Here is a 21699-nt window from a genome sequence, read left to right on the forward strand (position 1 = left end):
CAAGGCGAGCGGGGTCACAGATGCTGGCGCATCTCCTTGTCGAGATCGGCCCGCAGGGCCATCAGCTTCTTGGCGTACTGCTGCAGCTGGTGGTCGGCGGCCGAGACCGGCTGCCACTGGGGCACCTTGGTCGGGGTACCCGTCTCGTCCATGGCGACGAAGATGATGATGCAGTGGGTGGTCTTGTGGCGCTCCCGGTTGGCCGGGTGGCGGCTGTAGACATCCACCGCCAGGTGCATGCTGGTGGTGCCGGTGTGGATCACCTGGGCGTGTACCTCCACCAACTGGCCTATCTGGATGGGGCGCAGGAAGCGGATGCCCCCCACGTAGACGGTGACCGCATAGCCGCCGCACCAGCCGGCGGCGCAGGCGTAGCCCGCCTGATCGATCCACTTCATCACCATGCCGCCGTGCACCTTGCCGCCGAAGTTCACGTCGGCGGGCTCGGCCAGAAACTGCAGGGTCAGCTCGCGGGGTGGGGTCATGCTCTCTCCTCGGCTCATTGCCGATAACTCTTGCGATAGGCCTCGGCCTGCTGACAGGCGGGCACGGTGGAAAAATCGGGGCGCTTGTTGCCCTCGCGCTGGCCGAAGCTGGCAAACTCCTGCTGGCACTTGGCCGCCTTGCCACCCTCCTCGATGCAGCCGTCGACGCGCTCTTGCTTGCCCTGCCCGATCAGCTGTTGCTGGGCCTGCTGGCAGGCGTCATCCAGCTTGGCCTGCTGGGCCTCCCTGTCTTCGATGGCGGCCAGCAGGCCGGTGGAGAGGCTGCAGCCGAGCAGCAGTATGGCGATCTTCATGGTTTGTCTCCTGAAGGGGGGCGTCCCGAGATGACCAGGGCAATGCCGCCCAGAATGCCCAGTGATGACAATAACAACCGCAGCGACCAGGACTCATCCAACCAGATGAGCCCGGCCAGGGCCGCGAGCAGGGGCACCAGCAGCTGGACACTGGCGGCCAGGGTGCGTCCCAGCTGGGGCAGCACCAGATACCAGAGCGCATAGCCAAGGCCGGAGGCGAGGGCGCCCGAGGTCAGGGCGTAGCCGATGGCGGCCGGGCTGGCCTCGAGCCGGCCCAGCAGCAGGTAGAGCAGGGCCGCCGGCAGGCTGGCGCGCAGGAAGTGACCGGCATTGGCGGCGATGGGATCGCCAAAGCGCGAGGCCCGCAGGGTGTAGCAGGCCCAGGCGATGCCGGCGCCGATCATCATGGCGGCCCCCAGCGGATCCGGCGCCCGGATACCGGGCAGCACCAGCAGCACCAGCCCCGCCATGGCGAGCAGCAGGCCGACCCACTGGCGCCGTGGCAGGGGTTCCCCACGCAGCAGGGGCGGCGCCAGCATGCTGAGCTGGACGGCGGCAAACAGCAGCAGGGCGCCGGTGCCCGCGGTCAGGGTGAGGTAGGCGAAGGAGAACAGGGCGGCGTAGGCGATGAGGGCGAGGGCACCGCCCCAGTCCCCCTGGCGCGGCGACTGGTGGCGGACCCGGCACAGCAGGAGCAGCATCAGGGCGCCGCTGGTCAGCCGCAGCAGGGTGAACAGGGCCGGATCCATCTGCTCCTCGAACAGGGCCAGGCGGCAGAGTACCGAGTTGGCGGCGAACGCGGTCAGCGTCAGCAGGGTCAGCAGCAGCAGGCGGGGCAGTGGCATCCATTCACCTTGAGTTCAGTGGGCGCGGACCAGCATGGAAACCCATGCAAAGAGGAGGTCTCATGAAACAGATGCTGGAGCAATTGATGGGAGCTGGCAAGGGCTGGCTCAACGACGGCGGCGACAGCCGCAAGGCGCAGATGAAGGGCGTGGCGCAGGGCGGCCTGGCGGCCGGGGCCATGGCCTTGCTGCTGGGCAACAAGAAGATGCGCAAATATGGCGGCAAGGTGGCGGCGGTGGGCGGTGCGGCGGCCCTCGGCGGGCTGGCCTACAAGCTCTATCAGGATTGGCAGGCCCAGCAGGGCGGGGCCGCTCAACCCAGCCAGCCCCTCGATACCCTGCAGGGCCAGGCGCTGGATGCCCGTGCCACCCTGCTGGTGCGGGCCATGGTGGCGGCCGCCCGGGCCGACGGTCACATCGACGACAGCGAGCGCCAGAAGATCCAGCAGTACCTGACCGAGCAGGGCCAGCGCGACGCGGCGCGCTGGATCGATGCCGAGCTCGCCCGTCCGCTGGATCCCCAGGCGCTGGCCCGGGAGGTCACCGACATGGAGCAGGCCACCGAGGTCTACCTCGCCTCCCTGCTCGCCATCGACGTGGATCACTTCATGGAGCGCGGCTATCTGGATGAGCTGGCGCGGGCCCTCAAGCTCGATGACAACCTCAAGGGGAGCATAGAGCGGCAGGTGGCCCAGCTGTAACCCGCGCTCGCACTAGCGTGCCGGCCTGGGGCCGTGGTCATTATTGTTGCTCATTTGAGCCACTTTTTAGCCGCGCCCCCCTTCTTATTGCGTGATCCTCCCACTATGATGGGCCCTCTCACCCCAGGGTGAGAGGGCAGTTTGACGCAACAGGGAAGCGACAGGACAAGGAGCAGGCAGTGGAGATACGCAAGGCAGGCGAGCAGGATATTGACGCCATCATGGAGCTGAATCGGCAAATAGGGCTGATCCACTTTGCGCAGGCCCCCGAGGTTTTTTGTCCCCCCTCGGCGGCGGAGAGAGGCTTCTTGCTCGACGCCATCGCGGCCGAGGGACGCCTGTTCTGCGTGGCGGTGGCAGAGGATCGGGTGCTGGGTTTTCTGAGCGCCAGGATCGACATCAATGAATCAGTCCCCTTCCTCACCAGGCTGCCCATCTGCCGCATCGGCTCCGTGGTGGTGGATGAAGGCCACAGATCCCGCGGCATCGGCAAGGCGCTGATCGCCCATTGCGACGACTGGGCCAGGGCCCGGGATGCGAGCCAGATCAAGCTGGAAGTCATGTCATTCAACGACAGGGCCAAGTCGCTCTACGAGTCCCTCGGCTTTAAACGGCAGTCCGAGATCTACGCCCGATAAGCCGGGTCTCTTCCGACCAACGAGGCCCCATCACGGGGCCTTGTTGTTATCCTGGGGGGCTTGCACTCAGGAGTGCCGGGGGCGGGTACCGCCCCAGTGGCCTAACTCTGCGCCGGCCAGGGGCCGAGCTCGATGCAGTGACCGCGATAGAGCAGGCGCTCGCTGCCCTTCTCGCCGCTCATCACCAGCAGCTCGCTGCTCGCCTTGAGCTGCTGCCACTCCCCCGGGGTCAGGAAGCGACCGCCCATGACCTCCCTCAGCGGGGCGAGCGGCACCAGGGCCTTGGAGCCCTTGTCCCGCATCCAGAGCATGGCATCGGCGGGCAGGGTGAGCGGGCTCGCCTGGTTCTGCTGCAGGCGGATGCTGGACTGACCCGGTCGCTTGCCCTGATAGGCCACCAGCACGAAGGGGGCCTCCTCCTGGGCGGAGGACATCATGGCCAGATAGCGCACCGGTTCGATGGCGGTCGGTGCCTGCCAGGGGAGCAGCGGCTGCAGCCAGAGCCCCAGCAGCAGGGAGGCGGCCATGGCCAGCGGCCACCACAGCCGTCTGGGTCTGGGTGAGGGAGAGATCCCTTGCTCGATGCGGCGCCAGAGCTGGCGGGGCAGGGGCGGGGCGCTGTCGCCGCCGCGCAGCAGGGGATCCAGGTGTCGTTGCCACTGCTCGACCCACTGCCACCAGCCGGGATCCCGCGCCATCAGACTGGTCAGCCGGGCCTGCACCCGTGGGCTCAGGGTCCCCAGCACATACTCGCCGGCGAGCCGCTCGCGCAGCGCCGGATCCCGATAGCGACGGGGGGTCATTGGGTCAGGCATTGCTTGAGCTCCTCCAGCCCGCGCCGGATCCAGGACTTGACGGTGCCGAGCGGGCTTTGGGTGTGAGTGACTATCTCCTGATGGCTCAGGCCGTGCCGATAGGCCAGCACTATGGCGTTGCGCTTGTCGGCGCAGAGCTGCGCCAGGCAGCGATCGAGGGCGAAAGAGGGGGCATGTGCCCCCTCGGTATGGCCCTCGGCCCCCTCATCCCATGGCACTTCCCCCTGGCGGGCCCGGGTGCGCAAGGCATCGATGGCCAGGTTGCGCATGCACTGGCAGAGCCAGGCCCAGGGATAGTCGACGGGATAGGCACTCTGGCCATGCCAGATCTTCAGGAAGCCCTCCTGCAGTATGTCCGCGGCCCACTGCTTGTCCTTGAGCAGGCCATAGAGCATGCCGTACAGCGGTTGGCCCGTCAGCTGGTAGAGGGCTTCAAACGATCGCTTGTCCCTGAGCCGGCAGCGTGCCAGCAGGTGGGTGAGTTGTTGGCTGTCGATGTTCACTCAGACCTCATAGCTGGACGCGGTGCCAGACATTCTTCACGCCATCCCCGCTGCTCTGGCCGGGGGCCGAGTCCTTGACCCAGCGATAGAGAGGATGACCGCGGTAGCTCCACTGATATTGCCCGTCCTGTCGCTGGAGCAGCGCAAAGCCGGCGTCGGCCGCCTTGCCCAGTCCCGCCTTGACCTCGGCTGCACTGGCGAGGAGCGGGGGCCAGTTTTGCGCGCACTCAGCATAACATGTGGATTTTCCTTGGGAATCCTTGTCGAAGCGGTAGAGGCTAAAGCCAAGGGGATCGACCAGATAGGCCTTGCCGTGCTCGGTTATCCGGGCGACGGGCAGTTGCTCGGCGCTGGGGATCGGCTGGATCTCCATGGCCCAGAGTGAACCAAACGGCAGCAGCGCGAGGGCGATGAGGGTGTTTTTCATGGGTATCTCCTTGGGTTAACGAGTCCAGCCATCCTGGGTGAAGAACGGCTCGCCCTTGGGGCTGTTGATGAAGTTGATGAAGGTCTGGGTGCTGGTATCGGCCCCCTCGGCCCTGGCGATGAGCAGGCCGCGATAGATGCGCCGTTCGGGCTCGATCTCGACGAAATCGGCCTTGTCCTTGTGGTTCAGGGGCCAGTGCACCCAGGTGATCCAGGCATCGGCTTTCTGGCCGGTGAAGGCCCGGAAGCTGGCGCCGCTGCCCTGCTCGAAGGCGACGATGTTGCGCCGCAGCTTCTGCACATCCGCCAGCTTGCCCTTGCGCCCCGCGACGTCCTCCCAGAGCCCGGTGCCCGAGGTGTTGTAGCTGCCCAGCCCCTCGGTCACGACCACCTTGAGGGGGCGGTTGATCAAGTCCTCGATGCCGGTGATCCCGGCCGGATTGCCTTTCTGCACGGCGATGACGCTGCGCCTCAGGTAGTAGGAGTGGGCGCTCTGGCGATCGAGGAAGGGGTAGCGTTCGAGAAAGGCGGACATGGACTGCTCGGCGCCGGCGAAGATCAGATCGGCGTCGAGGGTTGCCTTGTCGCGCCAGCTCGCCTCGGGGCCGGCGGTGACCTCGACCCGGATCCCGGTCTCCTGCTGGAAGGCGTGGGCCGCCCGCTTGAGGGCGCTGTCCGGCCCGCCCGGGCCATAGAGGCGGAGGGTGCCGTCAGCGGCCTGATGGGGGGCGGGGACCGCCTGCAGCGGCAGGCAGACCGAGCAGAGCAGCAGCCAGGGGAATTGTGGTTTCATCATCTCTCCTTGATTGAGGGTTATCAGAGAGACGAAGCAGGGAGGCAATTGGATGCAGTGACGGAAAAATAAATATGACGAGGCGCCAGGGGGGCCTTGGCGGGCAGAAGAATGTCAGCCCGAGAGGCCAGGGCTGGCGGACCTATTGCCGGTGGATAAGCGCCGCCAGCCGTGTCAGGGCCGCCTCCAGCGCCGGACTCCAGGGGTGGGAGCTGTTCAGGCGCAGGCAGTGGTTGTACTGACCCTGGCTCGAGAACAGGGCCCCCGGCGCGAGCGAGAAGCCGCAGGCCAGCGCCTGGGCGTGCAGGGATCGGCTGTCCATTGTCGGGTCAAACTCCAGCCAGAGGAAGTAGCCGCCGTCCGGGGTCGAGATGCGCACCTCATCCGGGAAGAGGCGCAGCAGGGCCGCCCGCATCTGCTGCTGGCGCTGGGCCAGGGTGTGGCGCAGGCGGCGAAAGTGGGCATCCACCCCGCCCTGGCGCAGCATGTCGGCCAGCGCCAGCTGGCTCGGCACATTGGTCGACAGGGTCGACATCAGTTGCAGCCGCTGGATGCGCTCGGCATGGGGCCCCGCCACCACCCAGCCGACCCGAAAGCCCGGCGCCAGGCACTTGGTCCAGGAGCCGCACAGCAGGCTGTCGCCCCGGGCGTCCCAATGCTTGATGGGCCTGGGGCGATCGCGGCCAAAATAGAGCTCGGCGTAGACGTCGTCCTCCACCAGCGGCACCTCATGGCGGTTGAGCAGTTGCATCAGCCCCTGCTTGTGCCCATCTGGCATGGTGTGGCCGAGGGGGTGCTGGACGTTGCCCATCAGCCAGCACGCCTTGATGGGGCGCTGGGCGAGCGCCTCGGCCAGCAGGGCGAGATCGATGCCGACCCCGGGGATCACCGGGATCTCCACCACATTGAGCTTGAGCCGCTCTATGGCCTGCAGGGCGCCGTAGAAGGTGGGGGACTCCACCACAACCCAGTCCCCCGGCTCGGTCAGCACCTGCAGGCTCAGGGAGAGCGCCTCCATGGCGCCGGTGGTGATGATGATCTGCTGAGGGTCGACCGCCAGGCCATCGCCGGCGTAACGCTGGGCGATGGCGCGGCGCAGCGCCTCGTTGCCGGGGGGGAGATCCGCGACAGTGCTGAAGGGGTCGAGACGGCGCATGCAGCTGGCCAGCGCCCGGCCGAGCTGGGGATGGGGGAAGAGCGCGGGATCCGCCACCGCCATGCCGAGCGGCACCAGCTCGCGGGACTTGCTCGCCTGCAGCACCTCGAACACCAGATCGTTGATGTCCACCGAGCCGCTGTAGTGCGCCTGCTGGGGGGCGCTGGCCCGCAGCGGGGAGGTGGCGGCCTTGACGTAGTAGCCGGACTGGGGCCTGGCCAGGATCAGGCCGCGGCTCTCCAGCAGCTGATAGGCCTGCAGCACCGTCATGGGGCTGAGTGTGTGGGTCTTGCAGCTCTGGCGGATGGAGGGGATGCGCTCCCCCGGTTGCCAGAGGCCGCTCTCTATCTGTTGTTGCAGCAAGGCTGCCAGCTGGCTGTAACGGGACATGGTGCGCCCTAACTGTTATAGGTGTATTTCACTATAACTGCATCTGTTATAGGTGTCATCGGGCGTGTTGTACTTAACGGGCGAAAACCTGTCTGTTAAATGCAACATAGAGAGTCATGCATGATAAGCCTGGATGATGTGGTCAGCCTGTCCCGAATACAGTTCGGGGCGACGGCGATGTTCCACTTTCTGTTTGTGCCCCTCACCCTGGGGTTGTCCTGGATCCTGGTGATCGCCGAGTCGGCCTACGTGATGACCGGCAAGGTGATCTATCAGGACATTACCCGCTTCTGGGGCAAGTTGTTCGGCATCAACTTCGTCATGGGGGTCACCACTGGGATCACCCTGGAGTTCCAGTTCGGTACCAACTGGGCCTACTACTCCCACTACGTCGGCGACATCTTCGGCACCCCGCTGGCGGTGGAGGGGCTGATGGCCTTCTTCCTCGAGTCCACCCTGGTGGGGCTCTTCTTCTTCGGCTGGGACAAGCTCTCCCGCGGCCAGCACCTGCTGGTGACCGCGCTGGTGGCGCTGGGCTCCAACCTCTCCGCGCTCTGGATCCTCATCGCCAACGGCTGGATGCAGAACCCGGTCGGCGCCGAGTTCAATCCCATGACGATGCGCATGGAGCTGACCGACGTGGCCGCCGTGCTGTTCAACCCGGTGGCCCAGGTGAAGTTCGTGCACACCGTGGCGGCGGGTTATGTGGCGGCCTCCCTGTTCGTGATGGGGGTGAGCAGCTGGTATCTGCTGCGCCGCATGGAGGTGCGCTTCGCCCTGCGCTCCTTCGCCATCGCCTCGGGCTTCGGGCTGGCCGCCATCCTCTCGGTCATAGTGCTGGGGGACGAGTCGGGCTACCGCTCGGGGGAGGTGCAGAAGGTCAAGCTCGCCGCCATCGAGGCGGAGTGGGAGACCGAGCCCGCACCGGCCGCCTTCACCCTGTTCGGCCTGCCGGATCAGGGTGCCGAGACCACCCACGCGGCCATCAAAATTCCCTACCTGATGGGCATCATCGCCACCCGCTCCCTGGATGAGCAGGTGACGGGCCTCAAGGATCTCAAGGCGCAGCACGAGGTGCGCATCCGCAGCGGCATGCTGGCCCACGACGCGCTCGAGGCCATGCGGGCGGACGACGGCAACGCCGAGGCCCGCACCACCTTCGAGCGCCACCGCGCCGATCTCGGTTACGGCCTGCTGCTCACCCCCTACGCCAAGGAGATCGGCAAGGCGGACGAGGCGGCCATCGCCCGGGCAGTGGCGGACTCCATCCCCCAGGTGGCGCCGCTGTTCTGGAGCTTCCGGCTGATGGTGGGCATCGGTGTGGTGCTGTTGCTGTTGTTTGGCGCCGCCTTTCTGCAACTGTGCCGGGGCAAGCTGGTGCAATCGACCCGCCTGCTCAAGGCGCTGTTCTGGTGCATACCCCTGCCCTGGATCGCCATAGAGGCGGGCTGGTTCGTGGCCGAGTTCGGCCGCCAGCCCTGGACCATCAGCGACGTGCTGCCGGTGTCGGCCTCGGTCTCCCTGCTGCAACCGGGCCAACTCTGGTTCAGCCTCATCGCCATCTTCCTCATCTACAGCACGCTGCTGGTGGTGGAGCTGTTCTTGTTGCGTCATGTGATCCGCAAAGGGCCCGCCAGCCTGCAGACGGGTCGTTATCAAGGTGAAGTGTTGCAAAGCGGGAGTCCCATCTGATGGATTATGAAACCCTGAAATTGGTCTGGTGGGGGCTGGTGTTGTTCATGCTCATCGGCTTCGTGGTGATGGATGGCTTCGATCTGGGGGTGGGCCTGCTGCTGCCCATCGTCGGCAAGACAGATGAGGAGCGGCGGGTGCTGCTCAATAGCGTGGGTCCGGTGTGGGAGGGCAATCAGGTGTGGCTCATCGCCGGGGCCGGCGCCCTGTTCGCCGCCTGGCCGCTGGTCTATGCTGCCGCCTTCTCGGCGCTCTACGTGCCCTTCATGTTCCTGCTGTTCGGCCTCTTCCTGCGCCCGGTCGGCTTCGACTATCGTAGCAAGCTGGCCTCCACACAGTGGCGCCGCTGGTGGGACAGGGCCCTGGTGACCGGCGCCCTGCTGCCGACCCTGGTATTCGGCGCGACGCTGGGCTTCCTGCTGCAGGGGCTGCCGTTTCGCTTCGACTCGGCCCTGCGCATCCACTACGGCGCCTTCCTGTTCCACTGGCCGCTGCTGTTGACCTGCATGGGTACGGCGCTGGCCCTGCTGATGCTGCACGGCGCCAGCTTCCTGCAGTGCAAGACCCAGGGGGTGATAGCGCAGCGCTGTGCCCGCCAGAGCCTCTGGCTCGGCCCCCTGGCCAGCGGCCTGTTTGCCCTCGGCGGCGTCTGGCTCAGCCAGATGGGGGGCTACCAGATAGAGTCGATCGGCGATCTCAACGCTGCCCTCACCCCGCTGATGAAGCAGGTGGGGCAGGCCCCGGCGGGCTGGTTTGGCAACTTTGTGGCGCAGCCCTGGCTCTGGGCCATGCCCGCCTTGGGCCTGCTGCTGCCCCTGGTGAGCACCCTCGCCGGCATGCTGGGCAAGCCGCCGCTGGCGATTCTCGCCAGCGGCGGCGCCTGCGCCAGCATGATGCTGACCATCGCCATCGCCCTGTTCCCCTTCGTGCTGCCCTCGTCGCTGGATCCGTCCAGCAGCCTGACCCTGTGGGACGGCACCTCCAGCGAGCGGACCCTCTTCATCATGCTGGGGATAGTCGGCGTGCTGATGCCCATCAACATCGGCTACACCCTCTGGGTCTACCGGGTGGTGCGGGGCAAGATGAGCACCGAGCAGGTGCGCCAGCACGGCCACAGCCTCTACTAACCCGCTTTCTACCTAAGGGAGACTTCGACTATGTGGTATTTCACCTGGATATTGGGGCTCGGGTTTGCCCTGCTCTGCGGCCTGGTCAACCTGCTCTGGCTGGAGGCGCGCTGGGCGGCGGACGAGGATCTCAAGGAGCCCTGAGTCCGCCCTCGCGGATCGGGCAAACAACAAGGCCGACACCAGGTGTCGGCCTTTTTTCATCTGCCAGGGATCAGACCGCCAGGGCCAGCCTGGCCTCGCGCCGCTCGCTGACGTGAGTCAGGCCGTAGGCCAGCAGCACGATCAGCGCGCCGATCCAGGGGGTGTGCATCAGCCCAAGGTGCTCCACCACTAAACCACCGACCACTGAGCCGAGCGCTATGCCGACGTTGAAGGCGGCGATGTTGAGGCCGGAGGCCACGTCCACCGCGTTGGGGGTATGGATCTCTGCCTGTTTCACCACCAGCACCTGCAGGCCCGGCACGTTGCCGAACGCGAAGGCGCCCCACACCAGCACGGTCAGCACCGCCAGCACCGGATGGGGCGCGGTGAAGGTGAGCATCAGCAAGATGATCGCCAGCCCGGCAAACATCAGTTTCAGCGCGGGCAGTGGGCCCATCTTGTCCGCCAGCTTGCCGCCCCAGATGTTGCCGACCGCCACCGATACCCCGTACACCAGCAGGATCAGGCTGACCGCGTTGGCCCCGAAGCCGCTCACCTGTTGCAGGATGGGGGCGAGGAAGGTGAAGGCGGTGAAGGCGCCACCGTAACCCAGCGCCGTCTTGGCATAGACCAGCAGCAGCGGCTTGTGGGTCAGCACCGAGAGCTGCTCGCGGATAGTGGAGGCGGCACCCTTGGGCAGGTTGTTCGGGATCAGCAGCAGGCTGCCGACCATGGCGATCAGGCCCAGCAGGCTGACCACCAGGAAGGTCTCGCGCCAGCCAAACTGTTGGCCAATCCAGGTGCCGAGCGGCACGCCGGTCACCAGGGCGACCGTCAGGCCGCTGAACATGATGGCGATGGCGCTCGCCGCCTTCTCCTTGGCCACCAGGCCGGTGGCGATGGTGCTACCCACCGAGAAGAAGACCCCGTGGGCCAGGCCGGTCAGCACCCGGGCGACGATCAGGCTGTTGTAGCCGGGGGCCTGCCAGGCCAGCAGGTTGCCGAGGGTGAACAGCGCCATCAGCCCCACCAGCAGCCACTTGCGCGGCAGCTTGCCGGTCAGCGCCGTCAGCAGCGGCGCGCCTATGGCGACGCCAAGGGCATAGAGGCTGACCAGCAGGCCGGCGGAGGGCAGCGAGACATGCAGCTGCTCGGCGATGGTGGGAATGAGCCCCACAATCACAAATTCGGTGGTGCCGATCGCAAAGGCACTCAGGGTGAGGGCAAACAACGCCAGTGGCATACAAACTCCTTGGACTGTGACTCCCGACGGGAGAATGGCGGCAGTATGCCGAGCTTGTTTGTTGGCAAAAATGACGATGACATCAAAAGACTTTTGCTGGACGAGCATTAATCGCAGGGTCGGTGGTGGGGGGCGCAGAAAATGACAAGCCCACCTGAGGGTGGGCTTGGGGTATCGGTCGGGCTAAGGGGCCGCGGCAGGCTTAGTCCCAGGCGGGGGCGAAGTCCGGGTTGGCGCAGCGCTCGCCGCGGTCCAGGCCGGCGATCTGTGCCATCTCCTCGGGGCTGAGTTGTACCTTGAGGGCGGCCAGGTTGGCGGCCTGGTTTTCCCGCTTGGTGGAGCTCGGGATCACCGTCATGTCCTGGGCCAGCAGCCAGGCCAACGACACCTGGGCCGCCGAGACGCCATGGCGTGCGCCGATCTCCATCAGCACTGGTTCGCTCAGCACCTTGCCATAGGCCAGCGGCATGTAGGCGGTGAGGGCGATGCCCTGCTGCTGGCAGAACTCCACCACCTTGCGGTTTTGCAGCAGGGGATGGATCTCCACCTGCTGGTGGGCGATGGCGCCCGGCCCCAGGATGTCGATGGCCTGTTTGAGCTGGGCCACGGTGAAGTTGGAGACCCCGATCTCCCGGGTCAGGCCCTGGGCCTTCGCCTCGGCCAGCTGCTCCAGATAGACCGCCATCGGCACCTCATCCTTGGGGGAGGGCCAGTGGATGAGCGCGAGATCCAGATAGTCGGTGCGCAGCTTCTCCAGGCTGGTCTTGAGGCTGGGAATGAGCTTGCCCTGACCAAATTCGCTGGTCCACACCTTGGTGGTCAGGTAGATATCGCCGCGGGGCACCGAAGTCGTGGCCAGCACCTCGCCCACTTCGGACTCGTTGTCGTAGATCTGGGCGGTATCGATGTGGCGATAGCCGAGCTCCAGGCCGGTATTCAGGGTGGCAAGCAGAGGCTCGGCTTTCAGGCGGAAGGTCCCCAGACCCATCATTGGCATTTTCATCATCATGTTCCTTAATGGTGTTCTCAACGGTTCCCGGCCCTTCACTGGTGAAGGGGGGAGTGTAAATAGTATTGGCGCGCCGCCGCGGGGCGTCAGGCCGGCAGGCTGTGGTAGCGACGGATGCTGCTGTTGGCAAACCAGGGCTCGGCCTCGGCCACAAAGGCGAGAAAATGGGGCTGACGCTGGTGGGCGAGCAGCGCCTCTTCGCTCTCCCACAGCTCATAAAGCAGCCAGCCGTGGGCGTTGTCCAGGCTCTGATGCAGCTGATAGGTGAGGCAGCCAGGCTCCTGCAGGGTGGCCGCTATCAGCGGCGTCAGGGCGGCCCGGAACTGGGCACCGTATTCGGGTCTGGCTTCGAGCTGGGCAATCACGATCAGGGGGGATGGCATCTGCACCTCCTTGCTAAGACGAGGGTCAGTATGCCTGCGGCGAGGGGGGCGAAACATAGCCGCTCTCGCAAAACACTATTGAGATGAGCGCAGCAATAGGGAGAGAAAAGAGACCGGCGGGTAGCCGGCGCCGGGGAGCAATCCAGAGAGCTGGATGGGCTGGGGCGCCCCCCCTCGCCATCAGGCGGCCGGTTCTGACCAGACCGCAAACTCATTGCCGCTGGGTTCGACAAAGTGAAAGCGGCGGCCACCGGGAAAATCAAACAGCGGGCGGTTGATGGTGCCGCCATGCTGGTTGACCCTGGCCTGGGTCGCCTCGATATCGGCACTGTAGAACACCAGCAAGGCGCTGCCCTGGGCGCTGTGACTGCACAGATCTGCGCGGTAGAAGCCGCCATCCAGCCCTTCCCCTTCGAAGGCGCAGTAGTCGGGGCCGTAGTCGGCAAACTGCCAGCCAAAGACGGCGGTGAAGAAGGCCTTGGTGGCGGCGAGATCCCTGGCCGCAAATTCCACATAGTTCAGTTTTTCATGGGCCTTGGTCATGAGGCGGTCCTTGTCGATGTCGGTGGTAATGTCGGTTGTCAGCGTTTTTGCGTGCGGCTCGTGGAGTGCGGCAAGGCGTCCCAGGGGGTCAGCTTGAGCTGCTTGCGGCGCACCCAAACGATGATTCCCATCAGCAGACCGAAGCCTATGCCGAACAGCAGGCTCTGGCGCAGGGCGAAGGCCGGACTCACCTCATCTTGCCAGCCGAGGTACCACATCAACATCCCCCAGATGGCACCTGTCGGCAGACCAAAGGCAAGGAGGTTGACCAGAAAGCGTTCATGGTGGGGCGGTCTGAGTCGCAGGCCCAGTCTGCGCAGCAGTCTGAGCGAGGGGGGATTGTAGTTGGCGTGCCACACGCCTTTGCTTTCAAGCTCCTGGTGGGCTGCCGCCAACCGCTCTTCGAAGTTCATGATGTTCATCCTTGCGATGGTATGGCGCCATACGGTGCCTTCTTGGCGACATTGTATCGACAAAGCGTGTTAGCGGTTTGAGCTGGTCATCACGTTATTTATCTGTGGAAATAAAGAATTTGGCACCCTGCCTGCCTTGCCAACCCAGGGCCATTGCGTCTATAAAGCCCCATGACTCTTGCCAGGATGACAACAATGAAGACCCATTCCGATGAATTGACCCTGTTCGTGGCCGTGGTGGAGGCGGGCAGTTTTCGCCAGGCGGCGGAGAATCTGGGAATGGACAACTCCGTGGTGAGCCGCGGCATCAAGCGGCTGGAGGAGAAGCTCTCCACAGTGCTGCTCAACCGCACCACCCGGCGGGTCAGCCTGACCGAGGAGGGGAGCTGGTTCTATCAGCGGGCGGTGAAGGTGCTGACCGAGATGAGCGAGGCGGAGAGCCACCTGCTGATGCGCCGGGAGCAGCCGGAGGGGATACTGCGCGTTGACGCCGCCACCCCCTTCATCCTGCATCGGCTGGTGCCCATCATCGGCGAGTTTCGCCGCCGCTACCCCGGCATCGAGCTGCAGCTGCACAGCTCCGAGGGCTTCATCAACCTGATGGAGCGGCGGGTTGACATGGCCATTCGCATCGGCGAGCTGACCGACTCCTCCCTGCGCGCCCTCCCGCTCGGCCGCTCGCGGCTGCGGCTGCTGGCCTCTCCTGCTTACTTGAGCGAGCGGGGCACCCCGCGCCAACCGGCGGATCTGCTGGTGGGCCACGAGCTGCTCGGCTTTCTGCACCCCGATCACCTCAATCATTGGCCGCTGCTCAGCGAAGAGCAGGGGGACAGGTTCGCCATCAGCCCGACCCTGCGGGCCAGCAGCGGCGAGACCCTGCGCCAGCTGGCACTGGCAGGGCAGGGGATCGTCTGCCTGTCGGACTTCATGACAGGGCCGGATCGGGCGAGCGGCGCCCTGGTGGAGGTGCTGGCCCGCAGCAACAGCGGCGCCTCGCGCCCCATCAACGGGGTCTTCTACTCCGATGCCCAGCGCGACATCCGGTTGCGGGTCTGGCTCGACTTCCTGAGAGAGCAGCTCGGCAACCATTCGCTGTAGGGGAGAGCGGCCTCAGGCGCGCAATAGCAAACGAGCACCATAGAAAGAGGCCGACATCGCTGTCGGCCTCGTTGTTTTTACCCGGGGAAGGGGATCGGTTGCCCGATCAATCCTCTTCGGCCCAGCGACGGGAGCGTTCTACCGCCTTCTGCCAGCCGCGATAGCGCTTGTCGCGATCGGCGTGATCCATCTGCGGGATGAACTCGCGGTCCACGCTGAACTTGTCCTGCAGCTCGTCCGAGCTCTTCCAGAAGCCGACCGCCAGACCGGCCAGGAAGGCGGCGCCCATGGCGGTGGTCTCGATACGGGTCGGGCGCACCACAGGGGTGTGCATCATGTCGGACTGGAACTGCATCAGGAAGTCGTTGGCGACGGCGCCACCGTCCACCTTGAGGGAGGCCAGCTTGATGCCGGAGTCCTGCTGCATGGCGTCGAGCACATCGCGGCTCTGGTAGGCGATGGACTCCAGCGCGGCGCGGATGATGTGGTTGCGGTTGGCACCGCGGGTCAGGCCGACCATGGTGCCGCGGGCGTACGGATCCCAGTAGGGAGCGCCCAGGCCGACGAAGGCCGGCACCAGGTAGACGCCGTTGGTGTCACCCACCTTGGAGGCGAAGTAGTCGGTGTCGCGGGCATCGTGAATGATCTTCAGCTCGTCGCGCAGCCACTGGATGGTGGCGCCGCCCATAAAGACGGCTCCCTCGAGGGCATAGTTCACTTCCCCCTTAGGACCGATGGCGACCGTGGTCAGCAGGCCGTTGTTGGAGCGTACCGGCTCGGTGCCGGTGTTCATCAGCAGGAAGCAGCCGGTGCCATAGGTGTTCTTGGCCATGCCCTTCTCGAAGCAGAGCTGGCCGAACAGGGCGGACTGCTGGTCACCGGCGATGCCGGCGATGGGGATGCGGGCGCCGCCGCCACGGGTGGTGTAGCCATACACCTCGGAGGAGGGTTTGACTTCCGGCAGCATGGAGAGCGGGATGCCCAGCTCGTCCAGCATCTTCTGGTCCCACTTCAGCTCGCGGATGTTGTAGAGCATGGTGCGCGAGGCGTTGGTCGGATCGGTGACGTGCACCTCGCCGTTGGTCATCTTCCACACCAGCCAGGTGTCGATGGTGCCGAACAGCAGCTCGCCGTTCATCGCCTGCTCGCGGGCCCCTTCCACGTTGTCGAGGATCCACTTCACCTTGGTGCCGGAGAAGTAGGCATCCAGCACCAGGCCGGTGTTGTCGCGCACGTACTCTTCCAGGCCGCGGGCCTTGAGCTCCTCGCAGATGGCGGCGGTGCGGCGGCACTGCCAGACGATGGCGTTGTAGATGGGCTTGCCGGTGGCCTTCTCCCACACCACTGTGGTTTCACGCTGGTTGGTGATGCCGATGGCGGCGATCTGTTCGCTGTGCAGGCCGCTCTTGGCCAGTACCTCGGTGAAGACGGAAGACTGGGTCGCCCAGATCTCCATGGGATCGTGCTCGACCCAGCCCGCCTTGGGGTAGTGCTGGGTGAATTCGCGCTGGGAGGTCGCGACTATATTGGCATCCTGATCGAACACTATGGCACGGGACGAGGTGGTGCCTTGATCCAGGGCGACGACATATTTCTTTTCAGCAGACATGATGTTCTCCACGTTTTTTGGGGCCGCTCTTATGCGGCGGCCTTGTCGTTAGCGAGTTGAGCTGCGTCCTGGGTGGCGGCAACACGGTTGCCCGGCACACAGGGGGCCAATACTTTCACATAGAGGGCGGTACCCAGCTGGGCGCCGACGATGGGGCCGAGGATGGGCACCCAGAAGTAGGGGTTGTCACGGCCGCCGGTCAGGGCCACATCACCCCAGCCTGCGACGAAGGCGAACAGCTTGGGACCGAAGTCACGGGCCGGGTTCATGGCGAAGCCGGTCAAGGGGCCGAGGGAGGCGCCGATCACCGCGATCAGGATGCCGATCAGCAGGGCGGCGGCGAAGCCCTTGGGGGCGCCGTTGTTGTTGTCACCCAGTGCCATGATGCCCAGCATCAGCACGGCGGTGATCACCAGCTCGACCGCGAACGCCTGCATGTTGGAGAGCAGGGCATTGGGGTAGGTGGAGAAGATGCCGGCGGTGCCGAGGCTCTCGACGCTGCCGCGCACCACGTTGTGGGTCAGCTCCCACTGGGTGAACAGGCCGCCGTAGAGGAAGTAGACCAGAGCGGCGGAGCAGAAGGCACCGGCGATCTGGGCGATGATGAAGGGCACCACCTTGCGCTTGTCAAAGCCGGCGAAGGTCATCAGCGCCAGGGTCACGGCCGGGTTCAGGTGGGCACCTGAGATGCCACCGGTGACATAGATGGCGATGGCGACACCCAGACCCCAGGTAATGGAGATTTCCCATTGTCCGAAGTTGGCACCGGCCAGCACCAGGGCTGCCACACAACCGACGCCGAAGAAGATCAGCAGGCCGGTTCCGATAAACTCGGCGATGCACTCGCCAAGCAGGGTATTGGGTCTTTGTATGCTCATACCTTTTTTCCTTATATCCACCCAGAGTAGGTTTGATGTTCCATCTCGTTATCTTTTTGTCCCATCTATTGCGCCCGAAAACGGTTTTTCTTGTTTTTTGAGTCGGCGCAAACGTTATGCTCGTTTGCGCTCGTTCTTGGACGAGAGAGAAAATAAACCTTCTGGGTGAATTCACCATCCCCCTGCCACCGGAAATGTGGACAAGATCCCACTCATTGCTAAGAAAATGTGACGAAAAGCAACAGTGATTGGCGCAAATACTACTTAGGGGGTATCCCTATACCTTGCCATATATGGGGTGGAAGCCAATGAGCGATCACTCATTACATGACTTATTTTGTAATAAATCTGCAATATTTGAGTCTTCATCACAGATTGAATGTTCACATATGAGCACAATAGGCTCGCTTACGAATCAGGACTCATCTGGTCGTGGCAAGACCAGGGCACCCTCAACCGCCCATAACAACAATAAGGAAGCAGAACATGCTTAGTCTCTTCAGGCCTGCACCCCACATCGACAGGCTACCGGCCGATAAGGTCGATCCCTTCTACAAGCGCATGCGTTGGCAGGTGTTTTTCGGGATCTTCTTCGGCTACGCCGGTTACTACCTGGTGCGCAAGAACTTCAGCCTGGCGATGCCCTATCTGATCGAGCAGGGATTCTCCCGCGGTGATCTGGGCCTGGCCCTGTCCGGCGTCTCCATCGCCTACGGTCTGTCCAAGTTCCTGATGGGGAACGTGTCGGATCGCTCCAACGCGCGCTATTTCCTCTCCGCCGGCCTGCTGCTCTCGGCCGGCATCATGTTCATGATGGGGACTGTGCACTGGGCTACCTCCAGCATCGCCATCATGTTCGTGCTGCTGTTCCTGAACGGCTGGGTACAGGGCATGGGCTGGCCGCCCTGCGGTCGCACCATGGTGCACTGGTGGTCACAGAAAGAGCGTGGCGAAGTGGTCGCGGTCTGGAACGTGGCCCACAACGTGGGCGGCGGCATGATAGGTCCGCTGTTCATCCTCGGTATGGGCTGGTTCAACGACTGGCGCAGCGCCTTCTATGTGCCGGCCGCCGCCGCCGCCGCCATCGCGGTGATCGCCTTCTTCGTGATGCGCGATACCCCGCAATCGGTCGGCCTGCCGCCCATCGAGGAGTACAAGGAGGACTACCCGAAGGACTACAACGAGAGCCATGAGCAGGAGTTCTCCGCCAAGGAGATCTTCGTCAAGTACGTGCTGCACAACAAGCTGCTGTGGTACATCGCCATCGCCAACGCCTTCGTCTACCTCATCCGTTACGGGGTGCTAGACTGGGCGCCGACCTACCTCAAGGAGGCCAAGGACTTCAGCGTCGACAGCTCCTCCTGGGCCTACTTCCTCTACGAGTGGGCCGGTATTCCGGGCACCCTGCTGTGCGGCTGGATCTCGGACAAGCTGTTCCAGGGTCGCCGTGCCCCGGCCGGTATCCTGTTCATGGTGCTGGTGACCGTTGCCGTGCTGGTCTACTGGCTCAACCCGGCTGGCAACCCGACCGTCGACATGATGGCGCTGGTGGCCATCGGCTTCCTGATCTACGGCCCCGTCATGCTGATCGGTCTCTACGCCCTGGAGCTGGCACCCAAGAAGGCGGCCGGTACCGCGGCCGGTTTCACCGGGTTGTTCGGTTACTTGGGTGGTGCCGTGGCGGCCAACGCCATGCTGGGCTACACAGTCGACCACTTCGGCTGGGATGGCGGCTTCATGGTGCTGACCGCGTCTTGCGTGCTCTCCATCATCTTGCTGGCCATGACCCTCAAGCACGAGAACATTGCCGTCGCGGCCAAGAAAGCGGCTGCCGATAAGGCATAAAACGTGATCCTGACCTTATCGATCCCAAAGGGGATAAGGTAAACTCCAAAAGGCCCCGCATTGCCGGGGCCTTTTTTCGTCTCATCACCGGAGTGCAAGCGTGAAGCAAACCCAACGACATCTGGAGATCCTGGACGTCCTGACGCGGCAGGGCTTTGTCTCGACCGACGATCTGGTGACCCACTTCGACGTCAGCCCCCAGACCATTCGCCGGGATCTGAACGATCTCGCCGAGCAGAACAAGATCCGGCGTCATCATGGCGGTGCCTCCCTGCATTCGAGTACCGTCAACACCGCCTACAGCGCCCGCAAGGTGATGCAACTCAAGGAGAAAGAGCGCATCGCCCGCGAGGTGGCCGCCAATATTCCCGACGGCTCCTCCCTCTTCATCGATATCGGCACCACCACCGAGGCCATCGCTCGCGCCCTGCTTGATCACCGTGAGCTGCGCATCGTCACCAACAACCTCAACGTCGCCAGCATCCTCACCGCCAAGGATGACTTCACCGTCATCATCGCCGGTGGCGAGATCCGCAACCGGGATGGCGGCATAGTGGGGGAGGCGACCCGTGACTTCATCGGCCAGTTCCGCATGGACTATGGCGTCATCGGCATCTCGGGCATCGACAACGACGGCTCCCTGCTCGATTTCGATTACCACGAGGTGAAGATCGCCCAGGCCATCATCGCCCACTCCCGCCAGGTGTTCCTGGCCGCCGACCACACCAAGTTCGGTCGCAATGCCATGGTCAACCTCGGCAACCTCAGCCAGATCCACGCCATGTTCACCGATCAGGAGCCGCCGGAGAAGCTGCTGCGGCTGATGTCCCAGCACCAGATCGAGTGCCACATCTGCTGATAACCCCGTAACCCGCACCGGCATCAGGCCGCCACGCTGGCGGCCGCTTCCTTTCTGCTTTATCCCTGTTTTCGCCCTCTGTACCCGCGCCCCTGTGCGCACCTCATCCCTTCCTGGCTATTCCGTCACCGATTGGCAGCATTTTTAGCATTGTCAGAACAATCGCGATCACATTTCCCTCATAAAATGTTCGTTTATCATTTTTTCATGTTCTAATATGAGCGAAATCAAACATTGCCGGCCTGGCAAACCAAAATAAGAAAGTAGGTGAACATGAGCGAACATTATGATCTGGTCGTCGTCGGCGGCGGCATCAACGGAGTCGGCATCGCGGCAGATGCGGCGGGGCGGGGGCTGAAGGTGGCGTTGTTCGAGGCCCAGGATCTCGCCTCTGCCACCTCCTCCAACTCCAGCAAGCTGATCCACGGTGGCCTGCGCTACCTCGAGCACTACGAGTTCCGGCTGGTGAAAGAGGCCCTTGCCGAGCGAGAGGTGCTGCTCGGCATGGCGCCCCACATCGCCCGCCCCATGCGTTTTCGCCTGCCACACCGCCCGCACCTGCGCCCGGCCTGGATGATCCGCGCCGGCCTCTTCCTCTACGACAACCTGGCCAAGCGCGACCGGCTCAAGGGCAGTTGCGGCGTGCGCTTCCTGCCGCAGGACGGGCTGAAGAGCGGCATCGGCAAGGGATTCGAATACTCGGATGCCTGGGTGGATGACGCCCGGCTGGTGGTGCTCAACGCCATGATGGCCCGCGACAAGGGCGCCGAGGTGCAGACTCGCACCCGCTGCATCAAGGCGGTACGCGGCTCCAAGCACTGGACCCTGACCCTGGAGCGGGCGGGGGGCGAGCAGTTCAGTGTCACCTGCCGCGCCCTGGTCAATGCGGCCGGCCCCTGGGTCAAGACCTTCTACGACGAGAGCCTGCACGAGAAATCCCCGCGCGGTATCCGCCTGATCAAGGGCAGCCACATCATAGTGCCGCGCATTCACGAGCGCGAAGAGGCCTACATACTGCAAAACGAGGACAACCGCATCGTCTTCGTCATCCCTTACCAGCAGGATTACTCCCTGATCGGCACCACGGACGTGGAGCACAAGGGCGATCCGCGCGAGGCGAAGATCAGCGCCGCCGAGGTGGATTACCTGTGCCAGGTGGTCAACGCCCACTTCACCCGCCAGATCTCGCCCGCCGAGGTGATCTGGACCTATGCCGGGGTGCGCCCGCTCTGCGATGACGAGTCCGACTCGCCCCAGGCGGTGACCCGCGACTACACGCTCGAACTCAGTGGCGAATCCGATGGCGCGCCGCTGCTGTCGGTGTTTGGCGGCAAGCTCACCACCTATCGCAAGCTGGCCCAGGCCGCCTGCAACAAGCTCAAGCCCTGGTTCGGCCAGATGGGGGAGGACTGGACCGCCTTCAGCCGGTTGCCGGGCGGCGAGTTCGACTGCACCACCGCCGAGCTGGCCCGCGCCTATCTGCTCGAGTTTGACTGGCTGGACGAGCGCAGTGCCCGCCGCATCGCCGAGGCCTATGGCAGCCACGCCCGCCTCTGGCTGCACGAGGCGCGCGGTCAGCACTTTGGTGCCGGCCTGTACGAGTCGGAAGTGCGTTACCTGATGCACCGCGAGTGGGCCCATTCGCTGGAAGATATCCTGTGGCGCCGCAGCAAGCTGGGGCTGCGCCTGTCCCAGCCTGAGCAGCTGCAACTGCACGCCTGGCTGGAGCAACACCAGCACGCCCTGCCCAAGGCCAGCTGATGAAGAAGCGGGCGGCCCCTTGGCCGCCC

At 64.4% G+C, this 21699-nt stretch carries 24 protein-coding genes; 9 read left to right on the plus strand and 15 right to left on the minus strand.

The window, feature by feature from the left end; genetic code table 11:
• Nucleotides 1-14: 14 nt before the first annotated feature.
• The 3 genes from EL255_RS07385 to EL255_RS07395 are packed head-to-tail and all read right to left on the minus strand — an operon-like array spanning nt 15 to nt 1644.
• Complete coding sequence (locus EL255_RS07385; RefSeq protein WP_042651446.1) at nt 15-485, minus strand: acyl-CoA thioesterase; 471 nt, start codon at nt 483-485, stop codon at nt 15-17.
• Nucleotides 486-499: 14 nt separating this feature from the next.
• Nucleotides 500-799 carry a hypothetical protein gene (locus tag EL255_RS07390; RefSeq protein ID WP_042651447.1) on the minus strand — a complete coding sequence of 100 codons (300 nt, stop codon included), beginning with the start codon at nt 797-799 and terminating at the stop codon, nt 500-502.
• Nucleotides 796-1644, minus strand: coding sequence for a DMT family transporter (locus EL255_RS07395; RefSeq protein WP_042651448.1), 849 nt, complete (start codon nt 1642-1644; stop codon nt 796-798). Before EL255_RS07395 ends, EL255_RS07390 begins: the two co-directional genes overlap by 4 nt.
• Before the next feature lie 62 nt (nt 1645-1706).
• On the opposite strand from EL255_RS07395, the gene EL255_RS07400 reads away from it, so the two are divergent.
• Nucleotides 1707-2345, plus strand: coding sequence for a tellurite resistance TerB family protein (locus EL255_RS07400; RefSeq protein WP_042651449.1), 639 nt, complete (start codon nt 1707-1709; stop codon nt 2343-2345).
• Between the two features lie 179 nt (nt 2346-2524).
• The gene (locus EL255_RS07405; RefSeq protein ID WP_042651450.1) at nt 2525-2983 is read left to right on the plus strand and encodes a GNAT family N-acetyltransferase; all 459 of its coding nucleotides are present in this window, start codon (nt 2525-2527) and stop codon (nt 2981-2983) included.
• A 101-nt stretch (nt 2984-3084) separates the two neighbouring features.
• Here the strand turns inward: EL255_RS07405 and EL255_RS07410 are convergent, their stop codons facing one another.
• From EL255_RS07410 to EL255_RS07430, 5 genes are all read right to left on the minus strand, one after another.
• Nucleotides 3085-3798, minus strand: coding sequence for a hypothetical protein (locus EL255_RS07410; RefSeq protein WP_042651451.1), 714 nt, complete (start codon nt 3796-3798; stop codon nt 3085-3087).
• Nucleotides 3783-4301 carry an RNA polymerase sigma factor gene (locus EL255_RS07415; RefSeq protein WP_042651452.1) on the minus strand — a complete coding sequence of 173 codons (519 nt, stop codon included), beginning with the start codon at nt 4299-4301 and terminating at the stop codon, nt 3783-3785. The genes EL255_RS07410 and EL255_RS07415 overlap by 16 nt, the downstream gene beginning before the upstream one ends.
• 7 nt (nt 4302-4308) lie before the next feature.
• Nucleotides 4309-4728 (minus strand): COG4315 family predicted lipoprotein, encoded by a 420-nt coding sequence (locus EL255_RS07420; protein WP_042651453.1) that lies wholly within the window; start codon nt 4726-4728, stop codon nt 4309-4311.
• A gap of 15 nt (nt 4729-4743) precedes the next feature.
• On the minus strand, nt 4744-5520 hold the full coding sequence (locus EL255_RS07425; RefSeq protein ID WP_052445678.1) for a substrate-binding domain-containing protein: 777 nt from the start codon (nt 5518-5520) through the stop codon (nt 4744-4746).
• Nucleotides 5521-5662: 142 nt separating this feature from the next.
• On the minus strand, nt 5663-7066 hold the full coding sequence (locus tag EL255_RS07430) for an aminotransferase-like domain-containing protein (protein ID WP_042651454.1): 1404 nt from the start codon (nt 7064-7066) through the stop codon (nt 5663-5665).
• 120 nt (nt 7067-7186) lie between these two features.
• Between EL255_RS07430 and EL255_RS07435 the strand changes: the two genes are divergently transcribed.
• From EL255_RS07435 to cydX, 3 genes are read left to right on the plus strand one after another with little or no spacing between them, the layout of a single operon-like run.
• The gene (locus tag EL255_RS07435; protein ID WP_042651455.1) at nt 7187-8758 is read left to right on the plus strand and encodes a cytochrome ubiquinol oxidase subunit I; all 1572 of its coding nucleotides are present in this window, start codon (nt 7187-7189) and stop codon (nt 8756-8758) included.
• On the plus strand, nt 8758-9885 hold the full coding sequence (cydB, locus tag EL255_RS07440; protein ID WP_042651456.1) for a cytochrome d ubiquinol oxidase subunit II: 1128 nt from the start codon (nt 8758-8760) through the stop codon (nt 9883-9885). Before EL255_RS07435 ends, cydB begins: the two co-directional genes overlap by 1 nt.
• A 30-nt stretch (nt 9886-9915) precedes the next feature.
• Nucleotides 9916-10029 (plus strand): cytochrome bd-I oxidase subunit CydX, encoded by a 114-nt coding sequence (gene cydX / locus EL255_RS07445; protein ID WP_025326454.1) that lies wholly within the window; start codon nt 9916-9918, stop codon nt 10027-10029.
• A 70-nt stretch (nt 10030-10099) separates the two neighbouring features.
• Here the strand turns inward: cydX and EL255_RS07450 are convergent, their stop codons facing one another.
• From EL255_RS07450 to EL255_RS07470, 5 genes are all read right to left on the minus strand, one after another.
• The gene (locus EL255_RS07450; RefSeq protein WP_042651457.1) at nt 10100-11272 is read right to left on the minus strand and encodes an MFS transporter; all 1173 of its coding nucleotides are present in this window, start codon (nt 11270-11272) and stop codon (nt 10100-10102) included.
• Between the two features lie 202 nt (nt 11273-11474).
• Nucleotides 11475-12278, minus strand: coding sequence for a 2,5-didehydrogluconate reductase DkgB (gene dkgB, locus EL255_RS07455; RefSeq protein WP_042651458.1), 804 nt, complete (start codon nt 12276-12278; stop codon nt 11475-11477).
• Nucleotides 12279-12367: 89 nt separating this feature from the next.
• Entirely contained in the window at nt 12368-12664 is a 297-nt protein-coding gene (locus tag EL255_RS07460; protein WP_042651459.1) for a putative quinol monooxygenase, read from the minus strand.
• 180 nt (nt 12665-12844) lie between these two features.
• Nucleotides 12845-13207, minus strand: a complete 363-nt coding sequence (locus tag EL255_RS07465) for a VOC family protein (protein ID WP_042651460.1) — start codon at nt 13205-13207, stop codon at nt 12845-12847.
• Between the two features lie 38 nt (nt 13208-13245).
• Entirely contained in the window at nt 13246-13620 is a 375-nt protein-coding gene (locus tag EL255_RS07470; protein WP_042651461.1) for a DUF6404 family protein, read from the minus strand.
• Between the two features lie 195 nt (nt 13621-13815).
• Between EL255_RS07470 and EL255_RS07475 the strand changes: the two genes are divergently transcribed.
• The gene (locus EL255_RS07475) at nt 13816-14718 is read left to right on the plus strand and encodes a LysR substrate-binding domain-containing protein (RefSeq protein ID WP_042651462.1); all 903 of its coding nucleotides are present in this window, start codon (nt 13816-13818) and stop codon (nt 14716-14718) included.
• Between the two features lie 106 nt (nt 14719-14824).
• On the opposite strand, the gene glpK is transcribed toward EL255_RS07475, so the two are convergent.
• Nucleotides 14825-16327, minus strand: coding sequence for a glycerol kinase GlpK (gene glpK / locus EL255_RS07480; protein ID WP_042651463.1), 1503 nt, complete (start codon nt 16325-16327; stop codon nt 14825-14827).
• Nucleotides 16328-16356: 29 nt separating this feature from the next.
• Nucleotides 16357-17205 (minus strand): MIP/aquaporin family protein, encoded by an 849-nt coding sequence (locus EL255_RS07485; protein ID WP_042651464.1) that lies wholly within the window; start codon nt 17203-17205, stop codon nt 16357-16359.
• Nucleotides 17206-17691: 486 nt separating this feature from the next.
• Here EL255_RS07485 and glpT point away from each other — a divergent pair, with 486 nt between their 5' ends.
• The 3 genes from glpT (at nt 17692) to glpD (ending at nt 21670) form a co-directional block, all read left to right on the plus strand.
• On the plus strand, nt 17692-19050 hold the full coding sequence (gene glpT / locus EL255_RS07490; RefSeq protein ID WP_042651465.1) for a glycerol-3-phosphate transporter: 1359 nt from the start codon (nt 17692-17694) through the stop codon (nt 19048-19050).
• Nucleotides 19051-19150: 100 nt separating this feature from the next.
• Entirely contained in the window at nt 19151-19909 is a 759-nt protein-coding gene (locus EL255_RS07495) for a DeoR/GlpR family transcriptional regulator (protein WP_042651466.1), read from the plus strand.
• Between the two features lie 273 nt (nt 19910-20182).
• A complete protein-coding gene (gene glpD / locus EL255_RS07500) occupies nt 20183-21670 on the plus strand; it encodes a glycerol-3-phosphate dehydrogenase (RefSeq protein ID WP_042651467.1) in 1488 nt (495 codons plus the stop codon).
• The last annotated feature ends 29 nt before the right edge of the window (nt 21671-21699 follow it).

This window comes from Aeromonas encheleia (genome assembly GCF_900637545.1).
Lineage (GTDB): Bacteria > Pseudomonadota > Gammaproteobacteria > Enterobacterales > Aeromonadaceae > Aeromonas > Aeromonas encheleia.